The sequence below is a fragment of the Ferrimonas balearica genome, from assembly GCF_019802055.1.
Taxonomy (GTDB): Bacteria; Pseudomonadota; Gammaproteobacteria; order Enterobacterales; family Shewanellaceae; genus Ferrimonas; species Ferrimonas balearica_A.
Map to the genome: position 1 here is coordinate 646,128 of NZ_JAHVHW010000004.1, position 21,021 is coordinate 667,148.

Annotated in this window: 15 protein-coding genes; 7 read left to right on the plus strand and 8 right to left on the minus strand. The window is 60.2% G+C overall.

Features of this window, described 5'->3' with window-relative positions; translation table 11 throughout:
• Window positions 1-4: 4 nt before the first annotated feature.
• Window positions 5-985, plus strand: coding sequence for a lipid A deacylase LpxR family protein (locus KUV52_RS03800; RefSeq protein ID WP_222524589.1), 981 nt, complete (start codon window positions 5-7; stop codon window positions 983-985).
• Window positions 986-991: 6 nt separating this feature from the next.
• Here KUV52_RS03800 and KUV52_RS03805 read toward each other — a convergent pair whose 3' ends face one another.
• Complete coding sequence (locus tag KUV52_RS03805) at window positions 992-2,326, minus strand: DUF3943 domain-containing protein (protein ID WP_222524590.1); 1,335 nt, start codon at window positions 2,324-2,326, stop codon at window positions 992-994.
• A 225-nt stretch (window positions 2,327-2,551) separates the two neighbouring features.
• Between KUV52_RS03805 and KUV52_RS03810 the strand changes: the two genes are divergently transcribed.
• Together KUV52_RS03810 and katG are read left to right on the plus strand one after the other, a co-directional pair.
• Window positions 2,552-4,015, plus strand: coding sequence for a pyridoxal-phosphate dependent enzyme (locus KUV52_RS03810; RefSeq protein ID WP_222524591.1), 1,464 nt, complete (start codon window positions 2,552-2,554; stop codon window positions 4,013-4,015).
• Window positions 4,016-4,330: 315 nt separating this feature from the next.
• Window positions 4,331-6,520, plus strand: a complete 2,190-nt coding sequence (gene katG / locus KUV52_RS03815) for a catalase/peroxidase HPI (protein ID WP_222524592.1) — start codon at window positions 4,331-4,333, stop codon at window positions 6,518-6,520.
• A 95-nt stretch (window positions 6,521-6,615) separates the two neighbouring features.
• Here katG and gndA read toward each other — a convergent pair whose 3' ends face one another.
• Complete coding sequence (gndA, locus tag KUV52_RS03820; protein ID WP_222524593.1) at window positions 6,616-8,139, minus strand: NADP-dependent phosphogluconate dehydrogenase; 1,524 nt, start codon at window positions 8,137-8,139, stop codon at window positions 6,616-6,618.
• 206 nt (window positions 8,140-8,345) lie between these two features.
• On the opposite strand from gndA, the gene KUV52_RS03825 reads away from it, so the two are divergent.
• The 3 genes from KUV52_RS03825 (at window position 8,346) to KUV52_RS03835 (ending at window position 11,914) form a co-directional block, all read left to right on the plus strand.
• Complete coding sequence (locus tag KUV52_RS03825; protein WP_222524594.1) at window positions 8,346-8,897, plus strand: YSC84-related protein; 552 nt, start codon at window positions 8,346-8,348, stop codon at window positions 8,895-8,897.
• 245 nt (window positions 8,898-9,142) lie between these two features.
• Window positions 9,143-10,534, plus strand: coding sequence for a thioredoxin family protein (locus KUV52_RS03830; RefSeq protein WP_222524595.1), 1,392 nt, complete (start codon window positions 9,143-9,145; stop codon window positions 10,532-10,534).
• Between the two features lie 198 nt (window positions 10,535-10,732).
• Entirely contained in the window at window positions 10,733-11,914 is a 1,182-nt protein-coding gene (locus KUV52_RS03835) for an MFS transporter (protein ID WP_222524596.1), read from the plus strand.
• A 61-nt stretch (window positions 11,915-11,975) separates the two neighbouring features.
• Here the strand turns inward: KUV52_RS03835 and KUV52_RS03840 are convergent, their stop codons facing one another.
• Window positions 11,976-12,647: a hypothetical protein gene (locus tag KUV52_RS03840; protein WP_222524597.1), complete on the minus strand. Its 672-nt coding sequence runs from the start codon at window positions 12,645-12,647 to the stop codon at window positions 11,976-11,978.
• A 362-nt stretch (window positions 12,648-13,009) separates the two neighbouring features.
• Entirely contained in the window at window positions 13,010-13,942 is a 933-nt protein-coding gene (locus KUV52_RS03845) for a LysR family transcriptional regulator (protein ID WP_222524598.1), read from the minus strand.
• Between the two features lie 310 nt (window positions 13,943-14,252).
• Here KUV52_RS03845 and KUV52_RS03850 point away from each other — a divergent pair, with 310 nt between their 5' ends.
• Window positions 14,253-15,386: an alpha/beta hydrolase gene (locus KUV52_RS03850; RefSeq protein WP_222524599.1), complete on the plus strand. Its 1,134-nt coding sequence runs from the start codon at window positions 14,253-14,255 to the stop codon at window positions 15,384-15,386.
• 126 nt (window positions 15,387-15,512) lie between these two features.
• Here KUV52_RS03850 and KUV52_RS03855 read toward each other — a convergent pair whose 3' ends face one another.
• The 4 genes from KUV52_RS03855 to hutH form a co-directional block, all read right to left on the minus strand.
• Complete coding sequence (locus KUV52_RS03855) at window positions 15,513-16,613, minus strand: porin (RefSeq protein ID WP_222524600.1); 1,101 nt, start codon at window positions 16,611-16,613, stop codon at window positions 15,513-15,515.
• Window positions 16,614-16,822: 209 nt separating this feature from the next.
• Window positions 16,823-17,218 (minus strand): cytochrome c3 family protein, encoded by a 396-nt coding sequence (locus KUV52_RS03860; RefSeq protein ID WP_222524601.1) that lies wholly within the window; start codon window positions 17,216-17,218, stop codon window positions 16,823-16,825.
• A gap of 17 nt (window positions 17,219-17,235) precedes the next feature.
• Window positions 17,236-18,795, minus strand: a complete 1,560-nt coding sequence (locus KUV52_RS03865) for a flavocytochrome c (protein ID WP_222524602.1) — start codon at window positions 18,793-18,795, stop codon at window positions 17,236-17,238.
• Between the two features lie 402 nt (window positions 18,796-19,197).
• The gene (gene hutH, locus KUV52_RS03870) at window positions 19,198-20,805 is read right to left on the minus strand and encodes a histidine ammonia-lyase (RefSeq protein ID WP_261389881.1); all 1,608 of its coding nucleotides are present in this window, start codon (window positions 20,803-20,805) and stop codon (window positions 19,198-19,200) included.
• Between the last annotated feature and the right edge of the window lie 216 nt (window positions 20,806-21,021).

Consider the following 21,021-nt stretch of genomic DNA (forward strand, 5'->3'; position numbering starts at 1 on the left):
CTCAATGAAGTCTCTGTTCACCACCCTGCTGGCACTGGCCGCGGCTCCGGCCCTGGCGTACAACGCTTCTACCCTGTCATTCGGGATCGACAATGACGGGGCGGTTGGCAGTGACCGGGACTATTCCAGCGGGTTGTTCCTGGGCTATCACAGCCCCCACTACGCTCTGCAACAGGCCCCCGACTGGATGGCAACGATGGCGGATTTTCTGCCCGGCAGTGATCGTCAGAGCGTGGCCACCTCCCTTCGGCTGGGGCAGCAGATGTGGACGCCGGAACACATCGAAGAACCCCTGCCGCCTCCGGGAGAGCGTCCCTACGCGGGCTTGCTGTTTCTGGAGGGCGGGTTGTCGCGCTATGCGGAGGATCGCGCCGACCGATACCAACTGCTGTTTGGCACTGTCGGCCCCAATGCCCTGGCGGAGCAGGGGCAACGCTTTATCCACTTTCTGATCGGTTCCGATGAACCCATGGGTTGGGATTCGCAGATTGAGAACCAACTGGTGTTCAACCTGGATTACCGGGGGGATCGACGTCTGGCACAGAGTCCGGGAGACTGGGGCCGCACGCCGGAGATCAGCGTCATCGGCCGGGCACGGGCTGGCAACTTCCAGAGTGAGGCTGCCATGGGCGCCATGTTTCGCTGGGGGGAGGGACTGGGAAGCAGCTTTGCCAGCGCCGGTTTCCAGCCGGGCCAGTTGGTGGACCCGGGCGCTCTGGCGGGCAGTGCAAAAGGGCAGTTTCTCTTTACCGGCCTGGAGGCGCGCTACCGCTTCAATGACATCACCATTGAGGGCAGCCGCCCACCGGACGTGCCCGACACCACGATCGAGCCGTTACAGGCCAGCCTGGTACTGGGCTATGTTTTCTACCGTCCCCGCTGGGGGGCAAGCGTCACCTTTGAAGCCCACAGCCGCGCCTACCGGGAGGCGGACCACAATGTGGATGGCTATGGCTCTGTCACCCTGTTCTGGCGCTTTCCCTGAGCGCCGCTACAGCGCCCGTTCGCCCTTGCCGAAGCGGTAAACCAACTGCCCGCTCACCAGGTCATCATTGGTGTGGAAGCGGCCGCTGTAGTAGTGACGCCAATCCAGCTGCACCGCCCAGTTGGGGCTCAGACGATAGTGCAGGCCCCCGCCCCCGTTAACCTGGAAGGTTTTGCGATCGCGATCCTGGTCCCTAAGCGCCTCGCCGATCCCCAGAGTGACATAGGGGCGAAGATCAGCCTGGCTGTTGAAGTAGTACTGGCCATCCAGGCTGTAGTTTTCGTAGGTCAGGGTTTCGCCGGTCTGCCCGTCCGTCAGTTCCGTGCGGGCGTAACTTAATCGGGCGGAGAAGGCGCGGGTGAAGTAAACCCCAAGGCTGATCACCGGGGTCCATTCGTTACTCACCTGCCACTTGTCGTCCAGGTTCAGGTAACCCCCACCGATCGTGATCCCCACCATGCCAAAGTCCACCGGATCGGTGGCGTGGCGAACCCCACTGCTGCGTTGCACCTGGCTGACCCCCGGGCTTGCTTCCCCACCACCAAAGGCGTAGCGCAGATTCACCTGGAACTGAGTATCCACCCGGCCATTGGTCATCGGCACCTCCTGCACGCCGAAGTAACCGGTGCCCGCTTTGATCAGGTCTTTGCCAAACAGCCGGTTGACGCCACGGCCAATGCTGTCCACTGGGTCAAGGAAGAACAGCGCGGTGCTGCCCCACCCTTCAGAGCCCCAGACGGTACCGCCCCGCTCGATGATCTCCCGCTCCTTATTAAAGGCCCATTCGCCATACACCCAACCCAGCACCGGCGTTACCACCAGATCCTGAATCGAGGGCACCTCGGCAAATGCTTCAATCCCGTATTCCCAGTAGAAGGTGGACATCAGGAAGGAGTAAACGAAGGCGTCCCATTGGCGGTAGCCGGACTTGCGCGCCACCTGGTAGTAGACGCCACCAAAATAGGGATGGCCGAGGTAGTTGATGTACCAGACATCCCGGTCCCATACCGGCCCTTCGCGGACGTTATCCCACCACTTCTCAAGCAGGCGATCGTCGCTCTTATCCCAATTGGTAAAGTCGCTGGGCAACAGGGCCAGAAAACCGGCGACACCCACGCCGTACCAGGCCACGGACTTAGTCTGGGACCACACCCGCTCCGCATCCTCGCCATGGGGCGCGGAGAACAGCGACACCGCATAAGGGTCGGCGTATACGCTCGCCTCAATCGCCTTGTCTTCCCAGCTCGTGTTAGTAAAAGCGGGACGAACAATCTCAGCCTCTTCCGCCCAAACCGTGCCTGCCACCAAAAGCAGTGCCAACGCCAATCCCGTCGTTTTCATCCGTCGACTCCAATCCCTAAATCCCTGTCCCGTGGACCAAACCGCCCACCTCAGCCCAGTTCTAAATTTACATTAATATCCAGAAGACAGTGAGTTATCGCTCCATCTTCGAAGAAAAATTGCCTTTGCGAATGATTCACCACCCCTTCCACTCAACGGTCCGCTCCGCACAGGCCCCCTTCGACTGCTAGCCTTGGAGGGTTGAGTCTGTGCGAGGAGCCCGCCATGCGGTACGACAGCATCCTAGGCACCATCGGCAATACCCCATCGGTGCGCATCAACAATATCGACACCCACGGCACCAACCTTTTCGTCAAGATTGAAGCCTTCAACCCCATGGGCTCGGTCAAGGACCGCCTGGCGCTTGGCGTTATCGAAGACGCCGAAGCCCGGGGCGAACTGAAGCCGGGACAAACCGTGGTGGAAGCCACCAGTGGCAATACCGGCATCGGTCTGGCGATGGTGTGCGCGCAGAAGGGGTATCCCCTGGTCGTCACCATGGCGGAAAACTTCTCCGTAGAGCGGCGCAAACTGATGCGCTTTCTTGGTGCCAGGGTGGTGTTAACTCCGGCCCACGAGAAGGGCTCCGGAATGGTGGCCAAAGCGGCAGAGTTGGCCAAGGCCCACGGATGGTGGCAATCCCGCCAGTTCGAGAACCCTGCCAACGCCGCCATCCATGAACGCACCACCGCGGTGGAGATCCTCCGGGACTTTGAAGACCTCTCACTGGACTATTGGGTCACCGGCTTTGGTACCGCCGGTACCCTGAACGGCGTCTCCAGGGTGCTGAAGGTGAAGAGCCCCCACACCAAAATCATGGTGTGCGAACCGGATAACGCCCCGATCCTGGCCAGTGGCCTGGCCCAGCCCCACAACGCCAGCCATCCCAGTTTCCGCCCTCATCTGATGCAGGGCTGGTCCCCGGACTTTATTCCGCAATTGGCCCAGCAGGTACTGGATGGTGCCCGCATCGATCACTACCTGCCGATTGATGGCAATGAGGCTCTTCAATGTTGCGCCGATCTGGCGCAGAAGGAGGGGATCTTTGTCGGCATCTCAGCAGGGGCCACCTTTGCCGGCGCTCTGGCGGTTGCCCGGGATGCCCCGGCAGGCAGCACCATTCTCTGCATGCTGCCGGACACCGGCGAGCGCTACCTCTCCACGCCGCTGTTTGCCGAGGTGCCGGAGCAGATGACGGAGGAGGAGATGGCGATCTCCCGCTCCACCCCGGGTTACCGCTTTGACGCCAGCCATGCTGCGCCCCCCCCGACTCAGGATGCGCCGCAACCACTGGACGAGGCAGCGGTGGAGGAGGTCAGCGCGCTGCTGTCCGATGCTCAGCACCCGGTGGTGATGTTCGCGCTGGAGTGGTGTGAATTCTGCTGGTCGGTGCGCAAGGTGTTTAAGCAGTACGGCATTGAGTACCGCTCGGTAGACCTGGACTCCGTGGCGTATCAAAGCGACAACCGGGGCGGCAAGATCCGGGCGGTGCTGAAGGACAAAACCGGCTGGAACACCCTGCCCCAGATCTTTATCCAGGGCGAGTTTATCGGCGGTTGTACCGACCTGTTCGATCAGATCCGCGATGGCAGCCTGGCCGAACGGCTGAAACAGGGAGGGATCCCGTTCGATCAAACCGTTGATGCCGACCCCTACAAGCAGCTGCCCAGTTGGCTGCATCCTCGCTGAGGGGACTGTCACCACTCGACAACCTGCCCACCGCGGTTAACCGGCCCCCGGCAAGGGGGCCTTTGCCCTGTCTCACCCCAACCTGATGAGAAGTAGGACACTTTTGCGACAACCCCATCGTGAGACCGCTCACGCCACAGCCACTTGCGCGAACGTCCTCACGCTCTGGCCACTTTTATTGATCCAGAGCGGGCTTGTTAAAAATTTCCCTCTGCTAACTTTATTCCGAGCCAAATCATGACCTGCACTGACCCGACGATTCGAGAGAACACTCTGCCCGGTTGGTGTGGGAGCCCACCCTCAAAGGAGTTCTCAATGAGTCAGGAAACCACCCGACCGGCCGGCGGTTGTCCGGTAATGCACGGCGCCAATACCAGTAACCAGCAGATCAATCATGACTGGTGGCCCAAAGCCCTGAACCTGGACATCCTTCATCAGCACGACAGCAAGACCAACCCGCTTGGTGCCGAATTCAACTACGCCGAAGCGTTCAGCAAACTGGACCTGGAAGCGGTCAAAGCCGACCTGAAAGCGCTGATGACCGACAGTCAGGAGTGGTGGCCTGCGGACTGGGGCCACTACGGCGGTCTGATGATCCGTATGGCATGGCACTCCGCTGGTACCTATCGCATCGCCGACGGGCGGGGTGGCGCCGCCACCGGCAACCAGCGTTTTGCCCCCCTCAACTCCTGGCCCGACAACGCCAACCTGGATAAGGCTCGGCGTCTGCTGTGGCCCATCAAGAGAAAGTACGGCAACAGCCTCTCCTGGGCCGATCTGATGATCCTGGCCGGCACCATGGCGTATGAATCCATGGGCCTGAAAACCTTTGGTTTTGCCGGTGGCCGTGAGGATATCTGGCACCCGGAGAAGGACATCTACTGGGGCTCCGAGCGGGAGTGGCTGGCGCCCTCCGGCAGCGAAAACAGCCGCTACTCCGGCGAGCGCGACCTGGACAACCCGCTGGCTGCGGTGATGATGGGTCTGATCTACGTGAACCCGGAAGGTGTTGATGGCAATCCGGATCCGCTGAAGACCGCCCAGGATGTGCGTATCACCTTCGCCCGCATGGCGATGAACGACGAAGAGACCGTCGCATTGACGGCCGGGGGCCACACCGTCGGTAAAGCCCACGGCAATGGCCGTGCCGAGAACCTGGGTGCGGAACCAGAAGCGGCAGAACTCGAGGAGCAAGGTCTGGGCTGGAACAACAAAACCAGCCGTGGTGTCGGCCGCGATACCGTTACCAGTGGTATCGAAGGTGCCTGGACCACCAACCCGACCCAGTGGGACAACGGATATTTCCACCTGTTGCTGAACTACGACTGGGAGCTGAAGAAGAGCCCGGCGGGCGCCTGGCAATGGGAGCCTGTCGACATCCGTGAGGAGGATAAGCCGGTGGATGTGGAAGACCCCTCCATCCGCCTCAACCCCATCATGACCGATGCCGACATGGCGATGAAGATGGACCCGGAGTACCGCAAGATCGCCGAGCGCTTCTACAACGACCCGACCTACTTCTCCGAAACCTTTGCCCGCGCCTGGTTCAAGCTGACTCACCGCGACCTGGGGCCAAAGAGCCGCTACCTCGGCACTGACGTGCCGGCGGAGGACCTGATCTGGCAGGATCCGGTACCGGCGGTGGACTACACCCTGGATGACACCGAGATCAGCGAGCTGAAAGCCAAGATCCTCAACTCTGGCCTCTCCATCTCCGAGCTGGTGAGCACCGCCTGGGACAGCGCCCGTACCTTCCGTGGCTCAGACAAGCGTGGCGGTGCCAACGGTGCCCGCATCCGCCTGGCGCCTCAGAAAGAGTGGGTGGGTAACGAGCCGGAGCGTCTGCAAAAAGTGCTGGCGGTACTGGAGGGGATCCAGTCCGGTCTGAGCAAGCCGGTCAGCCTGGCGGACCTGATTGTGCTCGGTGGCAGCGCCGCCGTAGAGAAAGCCGCTCAGGACGCTGGTGTCGCCATCACAGTGCCCTTTATGCCAGGCCGTGGTGATGCCACTGAGCAGATGACGGATGCGGCCTCCTTTGAGGTGCTCGAGCCACTGCACGACGGTTTCCGCAACTGGCAAAAGCAGCACTATGTAGTAACCCCGGAAGAGATGTTGCTGGACCGCAGCCAGTTGATGGGTCTGACCGCACCGGAGATGACCGTACTGGTTGGCGGCATGCGCGTACTGGGCACCAACCACGGCGGCAGCGCTCACGGCGTATTCACCGATCGCGTCGGCGTGCTGTCCAACGACTTCTTCGTTAACCTGACCGACATGGCCTACAACTGGAAGCCTGCAGGCCGCAACCTGTACCAGATTGTTGAGCGCGCCAGCGGTGAAGTGAAATGGACCGCCACCCGGGTCGACCTGGTGTTTGGCTCCAACTCCATCTTGCGCTCCTACGCCGAGGTGTACGCTCAGGATGATAACCGGGAGCGGTTTGTCCGCGACTTCGTCGACGCCTGGGTCAAGGTGATGAACGCCGACCGATTTGACCTAGCGTAAGCGCTCCAACAGATGCAAAAGCCCACCGCATGCGGTGGGCTTTTTTGTGGCTTTCCCTTTAAACCAACCGCCCGGAGAGGGGCTGGGGGGCCTTATCACTGACTTCGGCTGACCGGTCGCGCCGGTGCGCTCCAGTCCACATGGAAGCGCTCGCTTTCCGGCGCGTCGATGCGGGCAAAGCCGTGAGCGCCGAAGAAGTCGCGCTGCCCCTGCAGCAGATTGGCAGGCAGGGTGGCCAGACGGTAGGAATCAAAGTAGGCCAGCGACGCACTCAGTGCGCCGCAGGGCACGCCCAACAGAGTGGCCTGGGCCACGGCGCGGCGCCAGTTACCCTGATAGCGGTGCAACTGCTCGGTAAAGAAGGGATCCACCAGCAGATTGGCCAGGTTGCCGTCCCGCTCGTAGGCTTCCGCAATGGAGTGCAGGAACACGGCGCGAATGATGCAGCCTGCCCGCCAGATCCGGGCGATGGCGGCAAAATCCAGGGTCCAACCCTGTGCCTGAGCTGCCGTCGCCATCAACTGGAAGCCCTGGGCGTAAGCGCAGATCTTGGCGCAGTAAAGCGCATCGTGAAGCTGCTCAATCAGGGCATCGGCGGCCTCACCAGTCAGGGGCTCCGACTCCGGCCCGTGCAGAACTTCCGCCGCAGCGACCCGCTCCGATTTCTGACCTGACAACGCTCGGGCGTACACCGCCTGAGCAATGGTCGGGGCGGGGCAGCCCAACTCCAGGCTGGAGACGGCGGTCCACAAACCGGTGCCCTTCTGTCCGGCCTTATCCAGGATCACATCCACCAACGGGCCATCGCTCTGCTCGTCCCAGGTTTCCAGCACTTCCGCGCTGATATCCATCAGGTAGCTATCCAAAACCCCCTCATTCCAGCGTCGGAAGATCGCCGCAATCTCGGCGGGAGACAGCCCCAGTGCACTGCGCAGCAAATGATACGCCTCGCAGATCAGCTGCATGTCGGCGTACTCGATGCCGTTATGCACCATCTTCACGTAATGGCCCGCGCCTGCCGGACCGATGTAGGCCGCGCAGGGCTCCCCTTCGGTCACCGGATTGCCGGGCTCAAACCGCTCGATCGGCTTGCCGGTGGCGGGATCCACCTTGGCGGCGATCGCCTGCCACAACGGGGCCAGACGCGCCCAGGCTAGCGGGTCACCCGAGGGCATCAGAGAGGGCCCGAAGCGCGCCCCCACTTCGCCGCCAGACACCGCCGTGCTGAAGAAGTGAAAGCGCCCGCGATAGTGCGCTTCCCGCTTCACCGTGTCGGTCCACAGGCTGTTGCCGGTGTCCACCACCACATCCTCCGGGCCGATGCCCGCTTCCAACAGGGCTTCGCACACGGCATCGACGGGTGCCCCCGCCGGAACGGAGAGCACCACCAGACGGGGAGCACTTAAGCGGCTCAGCATCGCCGGGATGTCAGGGCAGCCCTCTACCCGGACTGTGCCACTTTCCGCCCGATCCTGCGCTTCAACGCCGGCGATCTTTGCCGGGTCCAGATCGAACGCGGCAACACGGTATCCGTTGTCCGCCAGGTTCAGCGTCAGGTTTTTGCCCATCACACCCAACCCGATAAAACCAACATCACACGGCGCGGCACTCAATTCCATTGACCTTAACTCCCTAGGCACGGCGAAAAATTCGCCGCGGATTATACTCAAGTGGCTTCAAAGAGGTAACTGAAGTGAGACTTGGATCACCAAAGTGAAACGCCAATGCTAAAAGCGCGTGCCGCTTCAGCACGAATCACCAGGCATTCGCCGATCCAGAGTGAACCACCCTCACCCCGCCCAATCGGGGTCTAAGGAGAGAGAAGATGAAATCCATCGCAATCTGTGTCGCCGCCCTGGCCCTGATGCTTGTCAGCCCCGCGCAGGCGGACAGCGTCAATCAGGCCATTGCCAAGTTTAAGGAAGCGGGAGCGACCCAAGAGTTCTTTGCCAACGCTTACGGTTACGCGGTATTTCCCACTATCGGCAAAGGCGGCATCGGTATCGGCGGCGCATACGGTGAAGGGCAGGTGTTCAAAGGCGGTCAGCACACCGGCAACAGCACAATGGCCCAGGTCACCTTTGGTCTGCAACTGGGGGGACAGGCGTACAGCCAGATCATCTTCTTCCAGAATGCCGACGCCTATAACGATTTCACCAGCGGTAACTTCGAGTTTGGTGCGCAGGCCAGTGCCGTCGCCCTGACCGCTGGCGCCTCCGCCGAAGCGGGCAGCCAGGGCACCAGTGCCGGTGCCGGTACCGCTCAGGCGAAGAACAAGTACAGCGGCGGCATGGCGGTGTTTACCATGGCCAAGGGCGGGCTGATGTATGAAGCCAGCATCGGCGGGCAGGCATTTACCTTTGACCCAGTAGAGTGATCCGCCAGCGACGCCCACCCAATGGTGGGCGTCTCGCGTTTTACCCTGTCTGTTCACTCTGTGTGCGAGGGTAAAAAAAGCTGTTCGAATGACAGGGAAAGTTGAGAAGAATCCCCTTTTTTGCCCAACTCTGAGAGGCAGTTAACAAATCAGAAACGCCGAATTGGGGTGTTCGGAACTGGCGGGAAACAATAGGCTCTATCCCTATAGACCTATTTGGATTTTGCCTGGCCGAAGGAGACCTCATGGCCCGCCTCTTTACCCTGCTACTGCTTTGTAGCCTAAGCCTGTTTGCCCGCGCCGCAGAGCCCGTCACCTGGACCGGCAAGGACGCGCAAGGCTCCCCGGAGATCACACTCTATTTCTTCTGGTCCCAAACCTGCCCCCACTGCGCCGAAGCCCACCCCTTTGTTGACGCTTTGGCCGAGCACTACCCCTGGATCAAGCTGGAATCCCACAAGGTCTCCGATGCGGAAACCCTGCCTATCTGGCGTCAGGTGGCAGCGGAAACCGGCGTGCCCGCCAACTCCGTGCCCTACCTGGCCTACTGTGGCCAGGCCACGGTTGGCTATAACGGCCACGGCGTCACCGGCCAGTTCCTGCTGAGTCAGTTGAAGGCATGTTACGAGCGCAACGGTGGCGTGCTGGACCCGAATGACCCCGGTCTGGGCGAAGAGTTTGCCGCCAGCGAACCGGCCCAGGGCGGCATGTTCTCCACCTGTGGCGCCAGCGCGGAACCGGGCACCTGTGGCCTGGACAGCAGTGAAGCCGCACCAGCCACTGCCATCCAGCCGGTGAACCTGCCCTTTATCGGCATGGTGGCCCCGGAAACCCTCTCTCTGCCCCTGCTGACCGTGGTGCTGGCCGGTGTGGATGCCTTTAACCCCTGCGCCTTCTTCGTGCTGCTGTTCCTGCTCTCCATCATGGTGAACGCCAAGAGCCGCACCCGCATGCTGATTGTCGGCGGCATCTTCGTGTTCTTCTCCGGCTTCATCTACTTCCTGTTTATGAGTGCCTGGCTCAACATCTTCGCCCTGCTGGGTGGCAGCGATGGCGGCTGGATCATGATGGCGGCGGGTCTGATGGCGCTGACGGCGGGTGCGGTGAACCTGCGGGAGTATGTGACCCAGAAGGGGGATGTCTCCCTCTCCATGTCGGCGGAAAACCGGGGCGCCCTGATCAAACGGATGGGCCAGCTCACCAAAGCCAGCAGCATGTCCACCATGATCGCCGGTACCGTAGTGCTCTCCATCCTGGCCAATGCCTATGAGCTGCTCTGCACCGCGGGCTTCCCGATGATCTACACCAGCGTACTGACCCTGCATGACCTGCCGAGCAGCGAGCGCTACTTCTACCTGGTGATGTACAACCTGGTGTATGTGATTCCGCTGGCGCTGATCGTGCTGGTGTTCTCCCTCACCATGGGCAAGCGCAAGCTGACCGAGAAAGAGGGCCAGACCCTGAAGCTGATGTCCGGCATCATGATGATGGGCATGGGCGCCATGCTGGTGATCGACCCGATGCTGCTGCAGAACGCGGTACTGGCCATCGGCCTGATTGTCGCCTCCATCATCGCCACCACAGTGATTGCACTGGGTCGAAAAGCCTGGGAGAAACGTCAGGCAACCCAGAGTTAAACCCTGAATAAATAGTGCAAAAATGGCCCCTGTCGGGGCCATTTTTTTTGCCCTTTCCTGCAACAGATTTTTTTGTCATCAGAAGCAAAATCCCTCGCTTTACCTGAGCAACATTTGGTCGCATAGTGCCGCCCAAAATCCCCCAACACCCCTGTTGGGGAACCCCCAAAACTCACTCTTTTCCGGCTGGAGCGTGCGGTGTCTGATGTCACTGTAATCCGTTCCGGCAACAGCCTGTTTGTGCCTGTTGCCGGCCTGACCCTGTTTGCCGTCGCTTCAGGCTTTCTGATGAGTCTGTTGCCGCTTTCTCTGACCTATTTTGGTCTGGAGAAAAGCCTGGCTGCCTATCTGGCCAGCGCCTTTTACGCAGGCATGCTCAGTGGCGCGCTGATCAGCGCCCGCATCGTGTCACGCCTGGGTCACCGCCACGCTTTTGTGGTATTCCTGCTGGCGCTGCTCACCTCCGTCATCGGCCTGCTGGCGATCCCGAATGAGATCGCCTGGCTGGCATTCCGCGTTGTCGCGGGCCTCGCCAGTGCCGGCATCTACGTGGTGGTGGAATCCTGGTTGCTGCTGGTGGACGATGATCGTCAGCGCGCCAAGCGCCTGGGTCTCTACATGACTGCCCTGTATGGCGGTTCCGCTCTGGGCCAGCTTGGCATCGGCCAACTGGGCACCACCGGCTTCCTGCCCTTCGGGGCGATCCTGATCCTGTTGGCGCTGGCGGTGCTTCCGCCGCTGCTGGTGAAGCGCGGTGCACCGATTCTGGAAGTGCACGACCCGGTGCCGCTCAAGGCGCTGCGCCATCTGAGCCGTCCGGCGGTGATCGGCTGTCTGGTGTCCGGTCTGATCCTGGGGCCGCTGTATGGTCTGATGCCGCTTTACATCCATAACCAGCCCTGGCTGATGGAGCACACCGGCGCCCTGATGGCGATGGTGATCCTGGGGGGCATGGTGGTTCAGCCCATCACCGGCTACCTGTCACCGCGGATGAGCAAATCCCTGCTGATGGCCCTGCTGTGCGCCGTGGGCACGCTGGCGGTGGCGGGCATGCTGTCCGCCGATGACCTGCTGATGGTCAGCGCCTGCTACCTGGTACTGGGCGCCTGCGCCTTTGCGCTCTACCCGGTCGCCATCACCCAGGCGTGCCAGGGAGAGGACAGCGCCCGCATCGTCTCCATCACCGAGCTGATGCTGCTGTGCTACGGCGTAGGCTCTGTGGCTGGCCCGCTGGTAGCTGGCCAGATGACGCCGCTGCGGGAGGGCCTGCCCCTCTACCTGGGCACCTGTCTGGCCGCCACCTGCATCTACATGCTGATTATGGCTGCCCGCGCCACCAAGCCGGTCTCCATCAACATGGACCCGCCCTCCGGCGAGTGATCGCAGGGGGCAAAAAAGCCGCCTCTAGGCGGCTTTTTTTATGGCTGTTGAACCGATTTGTTCAGCGCGAGCGACTCACCACTGAGGTTCGTATATCCAGCATTGGGTTCCCCTCAGCCACTGCCTTTTGAAAGTCTGCCAGGGTCCAGCGGGAAAAACGCTGGCCCTGCCAGGCGGGTTCATCCTTAGGGCAGGCAACGTCCGAGAGATAGGGCTCAATATCGGTGCCACCCAGCCCAAAGCGGCTAACTATCGACTCGCAGCATTCATACAAGTCGGGATGGCGCTCAGGCTCGGCGCGCAGTGCCCAAACAAACTCTGACACGCTGCCCGGGCCCAGCTCTGCTGGCAGGGTGAGCCCTTGCTGCTGCACCAATCGTTCAAGCTCTCGGGCACAGGCGTCACCATAGACCTGGTACAGACCATCATCGCTGTCCTGGGTGGTTTTGCCACTGAGGGGGCAGTGGCTGGCCGCCTTTTCCGCACTGCATGTACCAAGAAAATCTTTGTAGGTTGCAGGCTGTGATGGGTGAGGATGCAACTTGCCCTGATAGCGTGAGCAGGGAAAGGACGCGTTTTCGATCCGGTCTTCAAACAGGTCACGATAGGACCATTGCTGAATCACCCAAAGGGCAAAATCGCGGACAAATCCATCAGCGTTGTCCGGATCAACAAAGCGACCGAGCGCCTCCTCCAACTGACTTAACGCCCTAGTAAACGGCTCTAACTCCACTATTGGTACCCTATTCTCCTTACAGCAGCGGGCGATTCCCTGCCTCTTTCTTCGCGACGTTACTGCTTGAACAGATCAAATACAAGCGCAAGATCACGAACTTTAGTCAAAGAATTTCCACATAAATATCAGGTGATTAGGATCAAAACCCAAACCTTGACGCGTCCGTTCCACGCGTCTGGCAGACATCAGAACCAGAGTAGTGGCCCTCACGAAATGCGGTTTGGCCACGCCATGCTGATCATGGCAGCCCGCGCCACCAAGCCGCTCTCCAAAACAGGGACCCACCCTACGGTGAATAAACACCGGAGCCATAAAAAAACGCCAGAGGGCGGTTTATTTATGGCGATATTCAGCAGAACTCAATGTCGGTTTGCTTCGGCCACATCGCCAAGCAGCTGCCGATGGCACTGCTTCAGCATCCCCTCTATCTCCTGAATAAAGGGGTGCTGGTACCAGCTGCGGTGAAAGTAGAAGCCGTATTCCAGCTCAACCGGCTCGCCCTGATTGACGATGGGACGCCAGCACAAGCGATCCCCCACTTCAGCGTCGTAAACCCTCGCCGCCACCAGGCCATAACCGTACCGCTCAGCACAGCGCAATGCTGCCAGTACCGTGGTCACCGACAGCGCCACGTTCGGCATCAGCATGCGGGACTGCCTGGCGCGGTCACCATACTTCGACACTTCACCCGCCCATTGCCGCACCAGGGGGATGGCGGCCAGATCGGACACCTCAATCGCCTGCCGGTTAAGCAACGGGTGGTCAGGGTGCAGGTACAGTCCAATGGGGATGCTGCCGACTCGACGCTGTACCAGATCCCGGTTCAGCTCAAGGGGAAAGAGATCCACACAGAAGGCCATCTCCCCCGCTTGTAGAGGGGCCGCACCCTGTCCCATCCAGGCGATGCTTTCGAGCATCAGTTCGCTATTGGCGGCTTTCAGACAGCCAATCAGCTCGGGCGTAAACACCTCGGCCAACGTAGCCGGTGCATAGAGCTTGAGCCCCCCTTTAAGAGCACTGAAGTCAAAGGTCTTGGTTTGGCTGAATGCCGTCTGCAGGGTTTGGTAGGCCGGGCCCAGCTGCTGAACCAGCTCGCGGGCAAACGGGGTGGGCTCAAACTGACCATTCACCAGGAGGTAGAGGTCATCACCGTAGTGGTCCCGCAACTGTGCCAATCCGCGGTTGAGGGTGGCACGGCTGACCCCAAGCTGCTGCAGGGCTGCACTCAAACGCGGATAGCGGGACAGCACCACCAGATACCCCATCAGGTTCAGATCCAGAGCCATCTTCATACCGATTCTCCTTTCGTCCAAAGACGCTTCTGCCAATGACTGTGGCAGTGGCTCGCTCGCCCATCAAGTCAAATTTGTTCAGAAGTGACACTTAACCTAATCAAATTTGACGAAAGTCCTGTGCAGAATCGCGCAGTTCAACTGACTAGTCTGTAACCAAAATCAGGCTCAACGGCCCCGGTGTCAGCAGTATCAGGGGGGAACGAGTCGTGGAGAAAGTGGCCATCCGCCACACCGCCTCCGGGCATTCGGTGTGCCTTAGCGCACGCTGGATAACCCGGTCGCCGTCAATATCACTATGGAGTTCACGATGAAAGCATTAACCGCCAAAACCCCTCTTATTGCGCTGCTGGCTTACCTGACGTCCAGCCTGCCGTTATCCGCCCAGGAAGGCGTCTGGGAGATTGGGGCACGAACACTGCCACCTTCGGTGGGCGTCAGTGAGGCGTTTCGTCAGTCACAGATCAATACCCCTAAGTTAGATCCTACGGCGATGGACTTTGTGCCCGCCAACGACGCACAGTGGCTTGAGCACATTGAGGAGAAAGACGCCGCCACAGCGAAAGTGGCGGTGGCCATCGCTGACGCCCTGAATGTCACGATCAAAGAGGCCGAACTGGCGGGTGTAAAGGTGCATTGGCTCACGCCCCCTGAGACCGATGCAGTGCATCAGAATCACCTGTTCGTCTATATCCACGGGGGCGCCTACGTCTACAACGGCGGTAAGGCGGGCCTCGTCGAGCCTTCCCTTATTGCTGCCAGGCTCAGAATGCCCGTGGTCTCCATCGATTACCGGATGCCGCCGAACCATCCCGCTCCTGCCGCCAGCGATGATGTGATTGCGGTGTGGAAGGCACTGCTTGAGACCCGACCAAATAACGCCATGGTGATGGGGGGTACCTCTGCGGGGGCCAACATAACCCTGGCCTCCAATCAGCGATTTGTTGAGCTGGGACTGCCTGTACCTGCCGCACTCTATATCGGAACCCCCACCGTTGACCTGAACGCGGAAGCGGGTGACAGCCGCCATCTCAATGAGGAGGCTGACCGCATCCTGGTAACCATGGGGCCGTTTGCGGTCGAAGCCATGAACCTTTATGCGGGCGAACTGGGCCTTGACCATCCCTACGTATCCCCCATCTTCGGCGACTTTGCCAACCTGCCGCCCAGCTACCTCATCACCGGCACCCGCGACCTGCTGCTGAGTGACACCGTGCGGGCGCATCGTGCGCTGCGACGGGCCGGTGTGGAAGCCCAGTTGCATGTCTATGAGGGACAGGGACACGCGGACTACATTGTTGCCATGAAGACGCCGGAGTCGGCGGAGCACTACGCCGAGCTCAACCGATTTGTGCTTGAGTTCCTCTCTGCGCCCTCCTCTGAGAAAGAGGCCGCCCACTTGGACACGCTTCCTCAGGCGATCCCCACCTCCACCGCATACTGAGCCGATAAGCTGGATTGCAGGCAAAAAAAATCGCCGCACAAGGCGGCGATAATCAATCCCAGGGTCACCGGTCGGGTCCGGGGTTAGGCGAACCGGTCCCGACCAGTGACATGGGAAAGCGGGCGCTTACAGGAAGAAGCGGAAGCCCACGGCGTACTGGTTGTCGCCGTCACGGTCGTCACCGGTGCTGATGTTGTACTCAGCAAACAGCAGGGTGTTGCTGCTCAGGTTCTGATGCACACCGAAGGAAACAAAGGATTCGTTCCATTCGCCGTCACCGTTGTCGGCAAAACCAGGGCGGTCATCGTTGGTGTAGGTCATCTCAACCGGGCCATCGCTTTCCAGCTGACGGTAGGAGACAAACGCGGTGGTGTTGGTCTTGAAGCCGTAAGCGGCGATCGCTTCCATACCGATGGAGTCACCGGTAAAGCGCATGCCCGCTTCGGTGTTGGTGCCCTGCTGGTAAGAGGCAGCCAGGTATAGATCCTTGCCCCACTGACCGTAAGCGGCACTCACCTGCCAGGAGCTCAGTTCCGCCTCATGCTTGGCGGAATCCACCACGGTTTTGCCGTAGATCTTGTACTCACCGTCGATGTCACCACCCACGTAAGAGGTACCCAGCTTGAACTGGCCGATCTGGTAGATCAGGCTTCCGCCGATGCGCTGGTCCAGCGCGCCATTTTTGCCCTGCCACTGCAGGCCCAGGTTCAGGTTACCGAAGTCACCCAGGCTGAACCCTTTGCGGTACTGAACCGCTTTATCGGCACGACCCATACCGGAGTCACCGCCATCGGTATCACCGGTGTAGATGCCCAGTTGGTCGGAGCTGAAGACCACCGGCATGTCGGTCCACCAGGCGGCGTCGTAGTAGGTGGACCACTCTTTACCCAGAGAGAGACGACCGTAGTCTTCGTGGCTGATGCCCATGTAACCCAGACGAGTGCTGAAGGAGTTACCGGAGGTCATCATGGTGTAACCGGTCTCGATCTTGGCATCCAGATCGAAGCCGTTGCCCATATCGCGGTTGAAGCCGAAGTTGATGCGCGGAGAGTTGGGGCGCAGCTGGGTGTCGACATCCACACCCTGGTACCAGTCTACGTTGCTGATCTGTGCGGTCAGGTGGCCACCCAGAGTGATCTGGTTGACGCCGTCGTTGTACAGTTCAACCGCTTGGGCGGGCATGGCCATGGCGGCCGCGACAGACAGAAACAGAATGGACTTTTTCACGCTTTAATCCTTTGTTGGATCCGATGGAATTACCCTTTGGAGAGCGAAAGCCATGCCAGAGGGCCAAATCCGGGGCTCTACGCCGTTTTTTTTGAGTTCCGCGGGCAAACAACGAAATGGCGTGAAATCGCAACACGAAATCTCGTAAGCGGTGACGAGATAGAGCAATAAAAAAGGGCCCCGAAGGGCCCTTTAACAACAACGGAGGATTACTTCCGTTTCATATCCGGATACTTAAACTCGTGACACTGGTTGCAGTACACCTGAGGCTTCTTGTGTTCTGCGTGGCAGTAGGCACAGTTCAGATCCGTTCCATAGTGCAGGGAATCGTGCGGGTTCGGCTCAAACTCGGCACCGTGACCGGGACGCTTGGTGGCTTCCACCAGGTCTTCCATCGGGCCGTGACAGCCCAGGCAGGTTTCGGTCGCCGGGGCACTGTAGGGTTTCTGGTCGCCGTGACAGGCCTGGCAGTCCACGCTGCCATCGGCAGAGGTGAACATCTCCTGGTGGTAGGATTTCATCGGCATCTTGGCCGCCATGGCACCGTGGTTGACGCCCAGGGCCAGGAACAGACCGGCCAGCAGAGTCAGGTTACGTTTCATCATCTTATCCTCGGCTTCTCTCAGGCCAGTTGCAGTTGAACGGTGTCGCTGGCGAACGCGTGCTTGGCGGCGTTACGGCCGGTTACCACACCCTCTGCCACGGCACAGGCGCCCAGACGGGAAGCACCGTGGATACCACCGGTGGCTTCACCGGCGGCGTACAGACCGGCGATCGGCTTGTTGGTGACCAGGTGCAGCACTTCGGAGTGGGTGTTCACACGCACACCGCCCATGCAGTAGTGCACTTTCGGCCACATACGTACGCCGTACCACGGACCCTCTTTCAGCTCGAACGCCTGCATCAGCGGACGACCAAACTCTTTGTCTTCACCAGTGCGAACCGCTTCGTTCCAGCGCTCAACCTGGGCCACCAGCTTCTCTGCCGGCATACCGTAAAGCGCGGCCAGTTCTTCCAGGGTGTCGGCTTTCTTGATCACGTCGTACTTCAGACCCCAGGCCAGGGTTTGCGCCTGAGCGGCACCCTTGGCGTTGGTGAAGCCAACCGGGTAAACCGGCTTACCGTTCTCATCGCGACGAGTCATGATGGCGTCGGCACGGGCCTTACGGTCCGCCAGCTCGTTGAAGAAACGCTCACCGGTACGCACGTCCACCACCAGGCCGTTCTGGTAGGTGGCGATGGTGTTGAACTGGGAAGCGGTGCCGAAGCCCTTCTCGTCCGGGGAGGACCAGGGACCCAGCTGGATCTGGTCCAGGTGAACCGGGTTGGCGCCTGCCAGCATCATCAGCTTCAGCGCGTCGGCGGTGGCACCAGCGTGGTTGGTGGAGTCCAGCTCGTCAGTCAGAGAGGGCTGCTGGATCTGACGGAAGTCGATGTCGCGACCGAAGCCACCGGTGGCCATGATCACGCCCTTGCGAGCGCCATACATCTTCGGGGTGCCGGAGCGTTTCTTCGGCCAGAAGTAGTCGGACTGGACCTGAACGCCCACGACGCGACCCTCTTCGTTCTTCACGAAGCCGCGCAGTTCGGTCTGGGTGTACATGGTCACACCCTTCTTGTTCGCCACCTTGATCAACGGACGGATAATGCCGGCGCCGGAGCTTTCGCGGGTCTGCAGAATACGGGGAACGGAGTGGCCACCGAAGTGCTGTACGAACGGCTTCCATACGGTGCCGCGCTCTTCCAGCCACTGGGCGGATTCGGAAGTGCCATCACACACCAGTTCCAGCATCTTCTTGTCGTTCATGCCACGGCCAGCGGCAAGCATGTCTTCCACCATCAGAGCAACGCTGTCTTTAACGCCCTCTTTCTCCTGCAGGCGGGAACCGGCTACTGCCATGGCACCACCGTTGATGGTGGAGTTACCGCCAAATACCGGCATCTTGTCGATCACCAGCACCTTGGCGCCATCTTCCGCGGCCTGTACGGCGGCGGCCATGCCGGCAAAGCCGGAGCCCACGACGATGATGTCGTAGATCTCATCGAACTTGAGGGGCGCGGGCTTGCACTCGCTGGCGCGGCTCGGGCCAGCCACCATCAGGGTGGCACCACCCGCAGCCAGGGCCGCGGTCTTTTTCAGCATCGCGCGACGCGATGCCAGCATGGGCTTGTCGTTTGACATGGATTGCTCCAAATAGGTCTTCTGCGTGTTATGCCAACTTGATTGCACGCCCCGTGCCAGCAGGCCAAACCCGGTCTAAAAAGGCGGAATATATGATCCACCCCCGCCAGTAACGAGATCTCGTCAAAGCCCAAAACGACATTTCGTATCACGACACCGAACCTCGTTACTTTCGAGATGCGGGCGGGATCCGGATCCCGATTTTTCGTGCGCCCGAACGGTGTTTAACGAGATACCGTTATTCCGCTGTTTTTCCACGCAGAAAAAGCGGACGAGCCTGTGCCGTAAAGGGCGGTTTGGCTTAGGGTTACTGCGGCCCGTCTTCATCCCTCCGTTCTGAACCCATAAAAAAACCGGTGCCTAAGCACCGGTTTTGGGTCGACTCACAGGGGAGTGATGAAATCAGTACTGCTCAACAACCAGTTTGCCAGCGGCGATGTCCGGGGTGTACGGACGGTCAACCTTCACGAAAGGCACTTTGGCGCGGTAGGCGTCGTACAGCTTCTCGGTGGCTTTACCCAGTTTCAGGTCCGGGTTCTCCATGCGACGCAGGTCGATGGCTTGAGTGCTGTGCAGCAGCTCAACACCGAACATGGTGTACAGGTTGTCGGTGATGCCGATCAGGTTGTCGGAAGCCAGCTTCAGGTTGGTGAAGGTGTCTTCGATGTTTCCGGCGATGGCGATGCCTTCGAAGGTCACCGGCTGAGCCAGATGCTTATTGCGGGTGTGCAGGTCAGCAAAGGTCTTCTGCACAGCACCGAACGCGTGACCCATGTTGCCCGGGGCAGTCAGGAAGCGCGGCAGACCGGTGAAGTGGTCATCAGACAGACGCAGAGTACGCATGGCGGTGTTGTGAGACACCTGGGCCAGAGCGATGTTCAGCTGCTGAACCGCCATGGCCACCGGCAGCGGGTTGAAGTTGGCAGTGGGGAACACGCCACCTTTACCGTCCACCAGGTACTGCTGCAGCTGAGACTCTTTCAGGTACTTCTTGGACGGCTCCAGCACCACTGCCGGGTTATCGTCGGAAGCGTTCACCTGGATCAGCAGCATCTTCTCCAGTTCGTCGGCGGCTTTCTGCGCCATGGCGAAGGTGTAGCCGGTGGTGCGGAAAGAGAGCGGATCCTGCAGCGGACGCTTGGCGTTGGCATCCCACAGGTAGGAACCGTCCAGCTGCTCCAGAATGGTTTCAGACATTGCCTGTACAGACGGGAACGGACGAACGTCGTTGGTCTGCGGCAGGTAAGGCGCGACGTTACCGTTCAGCGCTTCCAGAGACAGAGCGAAGGTGGTCGGGGCCACGTCCATCACCTGCTCAGCCTGCTTCAGGCCCTTCATGGCGTAAGCGGTGGCGAACGCGTTGTTGGAGAGGATGGACAGCGCGTCTTTACCGATGGGGGACAGCGGCTCGATGCCCGCGTCTTTCATCGCTTCGACGGAGCTGACACGCTCACCCTTATAGAACACATCCCATTCACCGATCATCGCCAGGCCAACGTGGGAGGCCAGCAGAATGTCGGCTTCGCCCACGGTACCGCGGGAGGGGATCACCGGAATGATGTCGTGGTTCAGGTACTCAACGTACAGGTCGGCCACTTCCGGCTGAACGCCGGTCTGACCGTGCAGCAGGGTGTTCAGACGAACCGCCATGCCCAGACGCACCATTTCGGCGTCCATCGGCTCACCCACACCGGCGCTGTGAGAGCGCAGCGCGTTGTATTGGAATTCGCGGGAGGCTTTCAGCGCTTCCGGCGTCATCTCGCCGCTGGCGTCGAACAGTTTGTGGTCCTTGTTCAGACCCACACCCACGGTCAGGCCGTAGACCGGCTTGCCGGTACGGGCGGCGGTCATCAGGGTGTCGTAGGCTTTTTCCAGACGCTTCTCGGCCTTACGGTCGATCTTCACCTCGGCATCGCCCTCGGCGATCTCCCAGGCCTGGTCCAGGGTCATATCAAAGCCATTCAGGACAATGGTGTCTTTGGCGTAGGCGCTGGTGGCGCCCAGGGTCATCAGTACTGCCAGAGCAATCTTGCTGGTTACGGTGTTCACTGCACACTCCGTTGGTCTTTCAACATTCATCGTTCACTGGCCTATGCCGGTGTCTGACGATGAGGAAGGCAGTTTATGTGCCAGCCGTCTTCTCGGCGCGTCAAAAGCATTGAATCGGGATCAAGCGCAACCAGCTCCGAAATGTCGTGCTGATTTAACACGAGATATCGTGGGCGA

Bases quoted from the DNA above. Each gene is read 5' to 3' on its own strand.
- KUV52_RS03805 (WP_222524590.1), bottom strand. From the start codon at position 2,326: ATGAAAACGACGGGATTGGCGTTGGCACTGCTTTTGGTGGCAGGCACG.
- gndA (WP_222524593.1), bottom strand. From the start codon at position 8,139: ATGGAATTGAGTGCCGCGCCGTGTGATGTTGGTTTTATCGGGTTGGGT.
- KUV52_RS03810 (WP_222524591.1), top strand. From the start codon at position 2,552: ATGCGGTACGACAGCATCCTAGGCACCATCGGCAATACCCCATCGGTG.
- KUV52_RS03865 (WP_222524602.1), bottom strand. From the start codon at position 18,795: ATGTCAAACGACAAGCCCATGCTGGCATCGCGTCGCGCGATGCTGAAA.
- katG (WP_222524592.1), top strand. From the start codon at position 4,331: ATGAGTCAGGAAACCACCCGACCGGCCGGCGGTTGTCCGGTAATGCAC.
- KUV52_RS03830 (WP_222524595.1), top strand. From the start codon at position 9,143: ATGGCCCGCCTCTTTACCCTGCTACTGCTTTGTAGCCTAAGCCTGTTT.
- KUV52_RS03800 (WP_222524589.1), top strand. From the start codon at position 5: ATGAAGTCTCTGTTCACCACCCTGCTGGCACTGGCCGCGGCTCCGGCC.
- hutH (WP_261389881.1), bottom strand. From the start codon at position 20,805: ATGACCCTGGGCGCCACCAGCGCCTACGCCAAAGACACCATTGTCCTG.
- KUV52_RS03850 (WP_222524599.1), top strand. From the start codon at position 14,253: ATGAAAGCATTAACCGCCAAAACCCCTCTTATTGCGCTGCTGGCTTAC.
- KUV52_RS03845 (WP_222524598.1), bottom strand. From the start codon at position 13,942: ATGAAGATGGCTCTGGATCTGAACCTGATGGGGTATCTGGTGGTGCTG.
- KUV52_RS03825 (WP_222524594.1), top strand. From the start codon at position 8,346: ATGAAATCCATCGCAATCTGTGTCGCCGCCCTGGCCCTGATGCTTGTC.
- KUV52_RS03860 (WP_222524601.1), bottom strand. From the start codon at position 17,218: ATGATGAAACGTAACCTGACTCTGCTGGCCGGTCTGTTCCTGGCCCTG.